The sequence below is a fragment of the Flavobacterium hibernum genome (assembly GCF_000832125.1).
Taxonomy (GTDB): Bacteria; Bacteroidota; Bacteroidia; order Flavobacteriales; family Flavobacteriaceae; genus Flavobacterium; species Flavobacterium hibernum.
Genome location: NZ_JPRK01000005.1, coordinates 110,914 through 123,582 on the forward strand (window position 1 = coordinate 110,914; position 12,669 = coordinate 123,582).

At 34.7% G+C, this 12,669-nt stretch carries 10 protein-coding genes; 7 read left to right on the forward strand and 3 right to left on the reverse strand.

All coding sequences use genetic code 11. The features are described 5' to 3' along the window. Window positions 1-24 precede the first annotated feature (24 nt). The 5 genes from porV to IW18_RS04870 all read left to right on the forward strand — a co-directional run bounded on the left by porV (window position 25) and on the right by IW18_RS04870 (window position 6,587). Entirely contained in the window at window positions 25-1,233 is a 1,209-nt protein-coding gene (gene porV, locus IW18_RS04850; protein WP_041516460.1) for a type IX secretion system outer membrane channel protein PorV, read from the forward strand. Window positions 1,234-1,309: 76 nt separating this feature from the next. Then, window positions 1,310-1,792, forward strand: a complete 483-nt coding sequence (gene cdd / locus IW18_RS04855) for a cytidine deaminase (protein WP_041516461.1) — start codon at window positions 1,310-1,312, stop codon at window positions 1,790-1,792. Between the two features lie 158 nt (window positions 1,793-1,950). Next, complete coding sequence (gene pdhA, locus IW18_RS04860) at window positions 1,951-2,949, forward strand: pyruvate dehydrogenase (acetyl-transferring) E1 component subunit alpha (RefSeq protein WP_026983801.1); 999 nt, start codon at window positions 1,951-1,953, stop codon at window positions 2,947-2,949. Window positions 2,950-2,953: 4 nt separating this feature from the next. After that, on the forward strand, window positions 2,954-4,609 hold the full coding sequence (locus IW18_RS04865) for a pyruvate dehydrogenase complex dihydrolipoamide acetyltransferase (RefSeq protein ID WP_041516462.1): 1,656 nt from the start codon (window positions 2,954-2,956) through the stop codon (window positions 4,607-4,609). Window positions 4,610-4,739: 130 nt separating this feature from the next. Further along, window positions 4,740-6,587, forward strand: a complete 1,848-nt coding sequence (locus IW18_RS04870) for a hydrolase/aminopeptidase (protein WP_041516463.1) — start codon at window positions 4,740-4,742, stop codon at window positions 6,585-6,587. Window positions 6,588-6,699: 112 nt separating this feature from the next. Here the strand turns inward: IW18_RS04870 and IW18_RS04875 are convergent, their stop codons facing one another. After that, window positions 6,700-7,944, reverse strand: a complete 1,245-nt coding sequence (locus tag IW18_RS04875) for a glycosyltransferase family 4 protein (protein ID WP_041516464.1) — start codon at window positions 7,942-7,944, stop codon at window positions 6,700-6,702. A 113-nt stretch (window positions 7,945-8,057) separates the two neighbouring features. On the opposite strand from IW18_RS04875, the gene miaE reads away from it, so the two are divergent. Together miaE and IW18_RS04885 are read left to right on the forward strand one after the other, a co-directional pair. Further along, entirely contained in the window at window positions 8,058-8,639 is a 582-nt protein-coding gene (gene miaE, locus IW18_RS04880; RefSeq protein ID WP_035685975.1) for a tRNA-(ms[2]io[6]A)-hydroxylase, read from the forward strand. 52 nt (window positions 8,640-8,691) lie between these two features. Then, entirely contained in the window at window positions 8,692-11,448 is a 2,757-nt protein-coding gene (locus IW18_RS04885; protein WP_041516465.1) for an AsmA family protein, read from the forward strand. A 378-nt stretch (window positions 11,449-11,826) separates the two neighbouring features. On the opposite strand, the gene rpmA is transcribed toward IW18_RS04885, so the two are convergent. Beyond that, window positions 11,827-12,087, reverse strand: coding sequence for a 50S ribosomal protein L27 (rpmA, locus tag IW18_RS04890; RefSeq protein ID WP_035685981.1), 261 nt, complete (start codon window positions 12,085-12,087; stop codon window positions 11,827-11,829). Between the two features lie 24 nt (window positions 12,088-12,111). Further along, window positions 12,112-12,555, reverse strand: coding sequence for a 50S ribosomal protein L21 (rplU, locus tag IW18_RS04895; RefSeq protein ID WP_041516466.1), 444 nt, complete (start codon window positions 12,553-12,555; stop codon window positions 12,112-12,114). Window positions 12,556-12,669 lie beyond the last annotated feature (114 nt).

Genomic DNA, 12,669 nt, shown 5'->3' on the forward strand with positions numbered 1-12,669 from the left:
CACAAAAAAACCCTCTATCTATAAATGAAAAAAATATCACCATTATTAATTTGTTTATTCATTATCTCATTTGCGAAAGCGCAAACTATTGAACGTCCAATTACTACCGGAGTTCCATTTTTACTAGTTGCAGCAGACGCCCGAGCAGCCGGTCTTGCAGATCAAGGTGTTGCAACATCTGCAGATGCTTTCTCTCAACAATGGAATCCAGCAAAATATGCTTTTTCAGTTGACAAACAAGGTTTTTCAATTAGTTACACACCCTATTTAACAGATCTAGCAAACGACATTTCATTAGGACAAGTAACTTATTACAACAAAATCAATGAAAAAAGTGCCTTTGCAGGAAGTCTACGTTATTTTGGTTTTGGAGATATCGAACTAAGAACAACCGGAGACCCTAATGAAGCTGCAAGAATAGTTTCTCCAAATGAATTTGCATTAGACGGATCTTACTCATTAAAATTGAGCGAAAAATTTTCAATGGCAGTTGCCGGTAGATACATACGTTCTAATTTAAAAATCGCCTCTGAAGATATTGACGCAACAGCAGCTGGTTCATTTGCAGTAGATGTTGCAGGATTTTATCAATCAGAAGAAATTGCATATAATGACTTTAACGGTAGATGGAGAGCTGGTTTCAACATGCAAAACATTGGTCCAAAAATAAGCTACGACAACGACAATTTAAGCTCTAACTTTTTACCAACTAACTTAAGATTAGGAGGAGGTTTTGATTTTATCTTAGACGATTATAATAAAGTTGCAGTGAGCTTGGAGTTTACTAAACTTTTAGTACCAACTCCTCCAGGACCTGGAACACCTGTAGATGCTAATGGAGACGGAGACTTTACAGATCCGGGAGATATTTCTCAAGAACAAGCAGACGCGACTAACTACAAAAACTACAAAGACATAGGTTGGGTTTCTGGAATTTTTAAATCTTTTGGAGATGCTCCAGGAGGATTCAGTGAAGAATTAAAGGAAATCACTTATAGCCTAGGTGCAGAATACATGTATCAGGACGCTTTTGCATTGCGCGCAGGATATTTTCATGAAAGTCCGATGAAAGGAGCTAGACAATTTTTCTCTTTAGGAGCCGGATTTAAATACAATGTCGTAAAAATCGATGTTTCATACTTATTTTCAACATCAAAAGTTAAAAATCCGTTAGAAAACACACTTCGTTTTTCTTTAACCTTTAACTTTGGAGACAAATACGAAGTTTACTAAACATATAAAATAAAAAACAATAACAATCCAAATTTCTATTTCTTAGAGATTTGGATTTTTTTTCCCATAAAAACAAATGAAAGAAATAAGCATTACATCATCATTCTCTGTCTATAACTCACTGGAAGAACTTTCAAAAGAAATTCAGGACCTAATGAATCAAGCCGTTGAAATTCGTAAAAAAGCATACGCACCTTATTCTCAATTTAGAGTTGGAGCGGCATTACTTTTAGACAACGGAAAAATAGTTTTAGGATCAAATCAGGAAAATGCTGCTTATCCATCGGGATTATGCGCAGAAAGAGTTGCCATTTTTCATGCAGGAAGTATTTATCCTGAAGCTAAAATTTTAAAAATAGCAATCACAGCTGCCTCAGATACCAATCAAACTACTGCCCCAATTCCGCCGTGTGGCTCTTGCAGACAATCTATTGCAGAATACGAAATCAAACAAGATACCCCTATTGAAATCTATTTTATGGGCGAAATTGGCGAAGTTTACAAATCAGCATCCCTAAAAAATTTGCTTCCTTTTATGTTTGATAAAAAGTTCTTGTAAAAAAAAGCCAAAAAGTACCTTTTAAATTTTACTTCTTAATAGGAATGTCTTATTTTTGCATCCCGACCTTTCGGGCGCAAATTTGTGGGAGGAAACTATTTTGCGTTATAGGCAACAATTGATAACACAAACAAACTTTAGCAAAAGAAAGAATTCAGATGAAAGAAGTTACAAAAGAAGTATATTTAAAGTGGTACGAAGACATGCTACTTTGGAGAAAGTTTGAGGACAAACTTGCAGCATTATACATTCAACAAAAAGTTAGAGGTTTTCTACACCTATACAATGGTCAGGAAGCTGTATTAGCAGGTGCTTTGCATGCTATGGACCTGACTAAAGATAAAATGATTACCGCTTACAGAAATCACGTACAACCAATTGGTATGGGAGTTGATCCTAGACGAGTAATGGCTGAACTATTAGGAAAAGCAACAGGAACTTCTAAAGGTATGGGAGGTTCTATGCACATTTTCTCTAAAGAGCACCGTTTTTATGGAGGACACGGAATCGTAGGTGGACAAATTCCGGTAGGAGCTGGTTTAGCTTTTGCTGATAAATATTTTGAAACTGGTGGTGTTACCATGACTTACTTTGGTGATGGAGCTGCTAGACAAGGTTCATTACACGAAGCTTTCAACATGGCAATGCTATGGAAACTTCCAGTTGTATTTATTGTTGAAAACAATGGTTATGCAATGGGAACTTCTGTTGAAAGAACTGCAAATCACACAGACATTTGGAAACTTGGTTTAGGCTACGAAATGCCTTGCGGACCAGTTGACGGAATGAATCCTGTAAAAGTTGCCGAAGCAATGACTGAAGCTATCGATAGAGCTCGTCGTGGAGACGGACCAACTTTCCTTGAAATGAAAACGTACCGTTACAGAGGACACTCAATGTCTGATGCACAATTATACCGTTCTAAAGAAGAGGTTGAAGAGTACAAAAAAATTGACCCTATTACTCAGGTTTTAGATGTAATTATGGATCAAAAATATGCTACAGAAGAAGAAATCGAAGCAATCGACCAAAGAGTTAAAGATTTAGTTGAAGAGTGTGTGAAATTTGCTGAAGAATCTCCATATCCAGAATTGCAACAATTATACGATGTAGTATACGCACAAGAAGACTATCCATTTACACCTCACAAACTATAACATCATGGCGATTAAAGTAACAATGCCTCGTTTGAGCGATACTATGACGGAAGGAACGGTAGCGACTTGGTTAAAAAAAGTAGGCGACAAAATTAGCGAAGGAGACATCCTTGCTGAAATTGAAACAGATAAAGCAACAATGGAATTTGAGTCTTTCAACGAAGGAACTCTTTTACATATCGGAATTCAAGCTGGAGAAACTGCTCCTGTTGATTCATTATTAGCAATTATTGGTAACGAAGGAGAAGATATTTCTGCTCTTTTAGCTGGTGGAGATGCTCCTGCAGCTGCTGAAGCTCCTAAAACAGATGCTGCTCCTGCTGCCGAAGCTAAAACAGAAACAGCCGCTCCTGCAAAAGCAGCAACTGAATTACCAAAAGGTGTTGTAGTTGTAACTATGCCTCGTTTGAGCGATACTATGACTGAAGGAACAGTAGCAACTTGGTTGAAAAAAGTTGGTGATGCTGTTGCTGAAGGTGATATACTAGCTGAAATTGAAACAGACAAAGCTACAATGGAGTTTGAGTCATTCAATGAAGGAACATTATTATACATAGGAATTCAAGAAGGAAATACAGCTCCTGTTGATAGTTTACTAGCTATCATTGGGCCTGCTGGAACTGACGTTTCTGGAATTGCCAGCAATTATACTGCCGGAGGCGCTACAACTGCAAGTGCTCCTGCAACTGAAGAAGCAAAAGCCGCTCCTACTGCCGAAAAAGCACCAGAAGTTGTTGCTGAAACTTCAAATGGAGGAAGAATTTTAGCTTCGCCATTAGCGAAAAAAATTGCTTCTGACAAAGGAATCCAATTAACTCAGGTTAAAGGATCTGGAGAAAACGGACGTATCGTAAAAAGCGATATCGAAAACTTTACTCCATCTACACAAGCACAACCTACTGCAACAGCAACTGCCGCTGCACCAAAAGCAGAAACTGCTGCACCTGCTGCGCCAAAAGTATTTGTTCCTGCCGGTGAAGTTTTCACTGAAGAGATCAAAAACTCTCAAATGCGTAAAATTATTGCTAAACGTCTAGCTGAATCATTATTTACTGCACCTCACTATAACTTAGTGATCGAAGTAAGCATGGATGACGCAATGGCTTCAAGAGCAACAATCAATACCGTTCCAGATACAAAAGTATCTTTTAACGATATGGTAATTAAAGCTTGTGCTTTAGCATTGAAAAAACACCCAAAAATTAACTCTCAGTGGAAAGAAGATGCTATCATCATAAACCACCACGTTAATATTGGTGTTGCCGTAGCTGTTGAAGACGGATTAGTAGTTCCTGTATTGAAATTTACAGATGCTATGAGTTTATCTCAAATTGGTGCTTCAGTAAGAGATCTTGCAGGAAGAGCTAAAAACAAAAAACTTGGACCACAAGAAATGGAAGGAAGTACTTTTACAGTATCTAACCTTGGAATGTTTGGTATTACTGAATTCAATTCAATTATCAACCAACCAAACTCTGCCATCCTTTCTGTAGGTGCAATTGTTGAAAAACCAGTAGTTAAAAACGGTCAAATCGTAGTTGGAAACACAATGATGTTATCATTAGCATGTGACCACAGAACAATTGATGGTGCAACTGGCGCTCAATTCTTACAAACATTAAAACAATACATCGAAAGCCCAGTTACAATGCTGGCATAATTTGTCAACCTGAGCGAAGCATAAGGTAACTTAAGCTTAATCGAAGGTAATTCATAATAAAATCCCGTTTTGTTTATTCAAAACGGGATTTTTTGTTTAATTTTCCTCCACTAATTCAATACTTCATAAAATGAAAAAATTAATCCTTGCTACTTTATTTCTGACAGCACTAGCCTGCCAGAAAAAAGATCAAACAGAAAAATCAGCAGTTACTATAGACGAACACAGCTATTCTAAACCAGAACTTGCTGTAGTAAAACATCTAGATCTTGATATCAAAGTTGATTTTGACACGCAAACTATTTCCGGAAAAGCTTCTTGGCAAATTGACAATGTGAGCAAAGGAAACGAAATTATCTTCGACGAAAATACGCTCAATATTACCAAAGTAACTTTAGGAGACGACGAAAAAGAAACCAAATTCGAACTTGGAAAAGACATGGAATTTCACGGAAAACCAATTCATATTACTATTGAACCAAATACAACCAAAGTAAATATCTACTACAGCACAACCAAAGATGCTGTTGCACTACAATGGCTAAAACCTGAGCAAACTGCAGACAAAAAGAAACCTTTTCTTTTCTCTCAAGGAGAGAGCATCTGGTCAAGAACATGGATTCCATGTCAGGATTCTCCGGGAATTCGTTTTACTTACAATGCAAAAGTTACCGTTCCTAAAGATTTATTAGCAGTAATGAGTGCTGTAAACCCTCAGAAGAAAAATGACACAGGTGTTTATACTTTTAAACAAGACAAAGCAATTCCTTCTTATTTAATGGCAATCGCAGTTGGAGATATCGAATTTCAATCTATCGACAACAGAACTGGAGTTTATGCAGAACCATCAATGTTAAAAAAATCAGCTTGGGAATTTGCTGAACTAGGAAAAATGGTTGTTGCCGCCGAAAAACTTTACGGCCCATATCGTTGGGGACGCTATGATGTTTTGGTTTTACCTCCAAGTTTTCCTTATGGCGGAATGGAAAATCCAAACTTAACTTTTTTAACCCCAGGTGTTATCGCTGGCGATCGTTCACTAACTAGCCTACTAGCACATGAATTAGGCCATAGCTGGAGCGGAAACTTAGTTACAAACGCAACTTGGGATGATATTTGGTTAAACGAAGGTTTTACAACTTATGTAGAACACCGCATTGGAGAAGCTATTTTCGGCAAGAAGGAATTTGACATGCAAAATGTAATTACCCGCAAAGAGTTAATTGACAACGTAGCCGAATATGGCGACACAAGCCCTGACACGAGATTAAAAGTTAGTCTTACAGGAAGAAATCCGGATGACGGAATTAGCATGATTCCTTATGTAAAAGGATATGCATTTTTAAGAGTAATCGAAAATGCTGTTGGACGTGAAAAATTTGATATTTTCATCAAGAATTACTTCGATGCTCACGCTTTTAAATCTATTACGACAGAAGATTTTCTGAAATATTACAACGAGAATCTTATAAAAGGAGACAAAGCACTTGCAGATAAAATAAAAGCTGAGGACTGGATTTACAAACCAGGAACTCCATCAAACATAACCCCCGTAAGCTCTGCCGAATTTGACGCTATTGATAAAATCCAAAAAAACTGGAGAGAAACAGGCGTAAAAGGTCTAGCCAAAAAGATTACAACAACAAGTGAAAAACAGTATTTTATAGATCATCTTCCAACAGATATTACACCAAAAGAAATGGAAGCTATTGATGCCGAATTCAACTTTACAAAAGGAGGAAATTTTATCATCAAACGCCAATGGTTTGTACAAGCAATCAGTCACCAATACAAAGCAGCAAATCCAGCTATTGAACAATTTTTAATTGGAATTAGCAGAACAGGATCTGTAATGATGCTTTATAAAGAAATGGCAAAAACTCCAGAAGGAAAAATCTGGGCAAAACAAATCTTCAACAAAGCAAAATCTGGCTATCACGCAACAACTGTTCAGGCAGTTGAAGGCATTTTGAAATAGTTTTCAGTTTTCAGTCGCAGTTGTCAGACAGCACTAAATTGTTTACTAAGACCGAAAACTGAGACTGCAAACTGAGACAAAAAAACCGATTACGTTTGTAATCGGTTTTTTTTTAATTCTTGTTCTTAGCTTCAATCCACTTTGCCATGTATTTAGTACTTTTTAAAGCATGATGCTGCAATAAACTTCCCATAAAATTATGAAGACGATGATTCTCTAAATCATCCAACAAAGCATTAACCACATTAATTAATTGATCGGAATAATTCGCTTTTTGATAACATTCATTTACAATTGCGATTCCATTTTTTTGAGATTTTAACCACAAATTTTTATCATGATATAAAGCAACAGCTTGTTTCGCAAATTCAAGAATATCATCAGTAATAAAACCATTCCAAGGCAAATGATCATGCATAGCTTCAGAACCAATTGTAGTTGTCACACTTGGAGTCCCACATTGCATTGCTTCTAATAACTTTCCTTTAAGACCTGCACCAAAACGAATTGGCGCCAAAACAATTCTAGCTTTTTTAACCACTTCATTAGCGTCTTCAGCCCTACCCATAATAAAAAAACCATTTTTAGGCTGATGCAATTGCAATACTTTTTGCGAAGGATAAGCACCATAAACTTCCAAAACAGCTTCCGGAAAATCTTTTTTTATTAAAGTCCAAATCGTTTCTTTTAGATATTGAACCGTATTCCAATTTGGTTCGTGAAGAAAATTTCCGATGAAAACAAAATTCTGTCTATCTTCGAACAAAGGCAATTTTTGCAAATCCTCGTCAGACATTTCATCAACCAAAAAAGGAAGATAATGCAGTAAACTAGAATCAATTTTAAAAATCTCTTTCAAAATCTGCATTTCATATTCAGAAATAATAAAAGACAAATCACATCTTAAGATACTAGCAATTTCGCGCTTTGCAACCTCTTCAGACAACAAATCTCTCAACTCAAAAACTCTATTCTCTTTAAATGCTTTTTGCCTTACTGTCCTTAGACAATGCAAATCTTCAGTATCTAATAATCGAATGGCTTTTGGGCAGTTTTCAGAAACACGCCAGCCAAATTGCTCCTCGATCATAAAACGATCAAACAAAACAACATCAGGATTTAGCTCGACTACAAAATCATCAAAACTAGCACTATTCAATTCAATTGATTTTTTCTCAACTCCAAATTCAGATAAATCGACCATAAAATCACTATCTAAAGCCGGACTTGCAAATGTAATTTTGAATCCATTTTCTGCAAAAATCGAAATCAATTGCATCATGCGTCCACCAGCAGCAGACGAATTAGGTTCCGGCCACACAAAGCCAATGATTAAAAGTTTTTTAGTTTGTTCCATTTTAATTGTTTGTAACTACAAAATAATACTTTTTTGAGCGTATTTACACGATATTTCCTAAATTTCAGTTGTAAAAATGACTAATTTTGCAGAATACTTTTTTCAATAAAATTATGTTAGGATTAAAATTAGCCACAGACCCTCGTTGGGTAAATATCGTTGAGTCAAATATCGAAGAAATTTTGACAGATCACGCTTGGTGCGAACAAAAAGCAGCTTCAAATGCAATAAGCTTAGTTACTTACAACTCTGAACTAGAAGAGTTAGTAACCGAAATGCTTGTTATAGCGCGCGAAGAATTAGAACACTTGCAAATGGTACACGATATCATCAAAAAAAGAGGATTAACTTTGGGGCGCGAAAGAAAAGATCATTACGTAAATGAGCTTTTTAAATTTATGAAAAAAGACGGTAGCCGAAAAGATGCTCTTTGTGATCGTTTATTATTCTCTGCCATGATTGAAGCTAGGAGTTGCGAGCGTTTTAAAGTACTTTCTGAAAACATAAAAGACGAAGAATTGGCAAAATTTTATCGTGATTTAATGATTTCCGAAGCTGGACATTACACTACTTTTCTAGGATTTGCACGAAAATACACAGACAATATTGATATTGATAAACGCTGGAAGGAATGGATTGAATATGAAGGTTCTATTATCACCAATTACGGAAAAAGTGAAACTGTTCACGGATAATACATCAATTCAAATTTAATTTACATTTTACCTATAAATACCACAATTTGTTATGTCTACAAATAAAGCGAAGACCATTTTATTAAAAACGGCTAAATACCTGGGAATTACTTTTGTTGTTATTTTAGGACTGTTATTTTTAACGCCCATAGTTTTTGCAGATAAGATCAAGGAACAAATTAAAAAAACAGCTAACGAAAAACTAAGTGCCGAACTTAATTATTCTGATGTTTCGATTTCATTTTTTCATCATTTCCCTTCATTAACTTTAACTTTAAGTGATTTACATTTAAATGGATCTGCTCCATATAAAGATGAAAAATTCCTTACCGCTAAAGAGGTTTCTTTTGGGATAAATGTTGCCAGTTTAGTATTTAGCAAAGAAGTTAAAATAGATCAGATTTATTTATCTGATGCCTTTATCAATGTAAAAGTAAACGCAAAGGGAGAAGCTAACTACAATGTTTACAAATCATCTTCGCAAGAACAAAACCCAAAAGACAGTACAGAAACAGCTTTAAAACTAGAACGAATTGAAATTTTAAACAGTAAGATTATATACGACGACCTCTCTACCAAAGTTCATTTTGATGCTTTTGGATTTAATTATTTAGGAAAAGGCGATCTAAACAAAGCCGTTTTTGATTTGTACTCAAAAGCCAAAATTGAAAAACTAAATATCGTTTATGAAAATGAACCTTATTTAATGAACAAAAAAATTGATGCTGATTTAATTACTAAAGTAAACGTAAATTCATTGTCTTTCTTTTTTCAACAAAACAACTTAAAAATCAATCAGCTATTAGTCGATTTTAAAGGAAAATTCAATTTCCTAAAAGATGGCTACAATATGGATTTTGTCATAAAATCAGACAACAGCGATTTACATGATGTTTTTACCGCTTTTCCTCCAAAATACATTACATGGCTTTCTAAAACAGAATTAAAAGGAAACACAAATTTATTTTTTACACTAAAAGGAGATTATATTGCGTCAAAAAACATAGCACCGGATCTTAATCTAGACGTAAAAATAGACAGCGGATTTGTCAATTATAACAAAAGTTCTTTTCCAGTTTCAAACCTTAATTTAGACATCAAAACAACTGTTCCATCTTTAAATCCAGAGCTTGCAATTGTCGATGCTAAGAATCTGTCGTTAAACATCAACAAAGATTACTTAAAATCAAAATTCTACGTTAAAGGTGTTAATACTCCAGATATTAATGGTGAATTTAAAGCTAAAATTGATCTTGAAAAATTAATTACTGCTCTTGGCATTCCAAACATTGTTCTAAAAGGAATATTAGCCGGAGATATTAAAACAAACGGGAAATTTGATCTAAAAAACAAACTTTTCCCCGTTACAAACGGAATTGTAGATTTAGAAAATGGATACTTAAAAACACCTTATTACCCAAATCCAATTACAAATATTACAATTAAATCTAAAATTGAGAACCAAAAAGGAACTTTTGACGATTTGAAAGTTAGCTTAAAACCAACTCAATTTACCTTTGAAGGAAAACCTGTTTTTATACAAGCAGATCTAAGTAACTTCAACAATCTAACTTATGACATTACGGCCAAAGGCGAACTTGATGTAAATAAAATCTATAAAGTTTTCTCTCAAAAGGGTCTTGACTTAGATGGTTTTGTAAAAGCTGATTTGGTTTTAAAAGGAAACCAAAGCGATGCCGAGAAAGGAAATTATAGCAAACTTTACAATAAAGGAACTCTTGAATTAAGAAACATTGGGATTGCATCTGAATATTTACCTCAAAAATTTATTATCAAAGAAGGTATTTTTAAGATCAATCAGGATAAAATGTCTTTCAATAATTTCTTAGCAGCTTATGGTCAATCAGATTTTAAAATGAATGGCTATCTACAAAATGTTTTCAATTATGTAACCACAAAAACAGGCGTTTTAAAAGGTTCTTTTAAAGTTACATCAAGATACATTAACGTTGATGAGTTCATGTCGAGCACCCCAACAAACACAACAGTTACAGAAGCTAAAACAGAAACAAAACCTCAAGCGCAACCTGCACAAACAGGAGTGATCATAATTCCGACCAATTTGAATTTACAATTTATAGCGAATGCTCAAAAAGTAAATTTCGACAAATTAAATCTTCAAAATGCGACGGGATCTTTGAATATGAATAAAGGAAAATTGACGATGCAAAATACAGGCTTTAATTTAATTGGCTGTAATGTTAATATGAATGCCACTTATCAAGCATTAACAACTCAAAAAGCCAATTTTGAATACGCTATTAAAGCAACTGATTTTGATATCAAGCGAGCTTACAATGAAATTGAAGTATTTAGAAAAATGGCCAGCGCGGCAGAAAAAGCGCAAGGTATTGTTTCTGTCGATTATCAATTAAAAGGACGATTAAACGGAAACATGGATCCCGTTTACCCATCGCTTGTTGGCGGCGGAACACTTTCTATAAAAGATGTAAAAGTAAGAGGTTTAAAAATGTTTAATGCTGTAAGCAAAGAAACAAACACGGAATCTATTAAAAATCCAGACTTATCAAAAGTCGACATTAAAACTACAATCAAAAACAATATTATGACTGTAGAACGTTTTAAATTTAAGTTTGCCGGCTTCAGACCAAGAATTGAAGGCACAACAAGCTTAGACGGAAAACTGAACTTAAAAATGCGTTTAGGCCTTCCTCCATTTGGTATTTTTGGAATTCCTTTGACCGTAACAGGAACTCAGAATAGTCCAAAAGTAAAAGTGGGAAGAAAAACGGAAGATCTGGAAGAAACTAAAGACACAGAGAATTAAAAATTAAATTCTTAAAATTTTAAAATTCCAATTTTTACCTGACTTCTTATTTTAAAAACTATAAAAACCTTTGTCAAAGTTTAAAACTTTGACAAAGGTTTTTTTTATCACCACAATCTTGTCATCCCGAAAAACGGGGGATCTTTGCAATAAACTCCGAAAAGTTAATCTGTATTATTGTTTAGACCTAACAGGTTTTAAACCATAATCATTGTCATTGTGAAAAGCAAAGCAACCGCATACCTCATTAACAAAAAATTAATCTTGTAAAGTGAGATTGCTTCGTTCCTCGCAAAGACTTAGCGATGTATCTAAAACTAATAAAAACAAAAAACCCGATCTTTTCAGAACGGGTTTTTATAATAAGTAATCTAATGATTATGCTTCGAATGGAAGGATAGATACATAAGATTTGTTATCTCTTTTCTTTTGGAACTTAACAACTCCAGCTACTCTTGCGTGTAGTGTGTGATCTTTACTAATGTAAACATTTTCACCTGGATTGTGTTTTGAACCTCTTTGTCTAACGATGATGTTCCCAGCAATAGCAGCTTGACCTCCAAAAATCTTAACGCCTAAACGTTTTGATTCTGATTCTCTACCATTCTTCGAACTACCGACACCTTTCTTGTGAGCCATGACGTATGAGTTTAAATATTGTTATTATTCTTTAGTAGCTTCTTTTTTTGCTTTTGGAGCTGCTGCTTTTTTTGCTTTTGGAGCTGCTTCAACTTCAGTTGCCGGAGCATCTTCTGCTACAACTGCTTTTTTAGCTGTTGCTTTTTTAGTTCCTCCTGCTGCAGTAATACCTTCAATTACAATTTGAGTAAGATATTGTCTATGACCATTTCTCTTTTTGTAACCTTTTCTTCTTTTCTTTTTGAAAACGATTACTTTATCTCCTTTTAAGTGTTGTAACACTTTAGCTTCTACTGAAGCACCTTCTATAGCTGGGGCGCCTAAAGTTACGTTTCCGTTATCGTCTAATAAAAGAACTTTGTCAAATGAAATACTTGAACCTTCTTCGTTAGCCAAACGGTTAACATAAACCTTTAAGTCTTTGCTTACTTTAAATTGTTGCCCTGCTATCTCTACGATTGCATACATACCAAATTGATTTATTGATTTTTAAGGTTGCAAATATACAATTAATAATTTACTGTGCAATCTCTAAAACTAAAAATATTTATTTCGTCTCAAAGTCTGTTTTTCAAGGGCTTT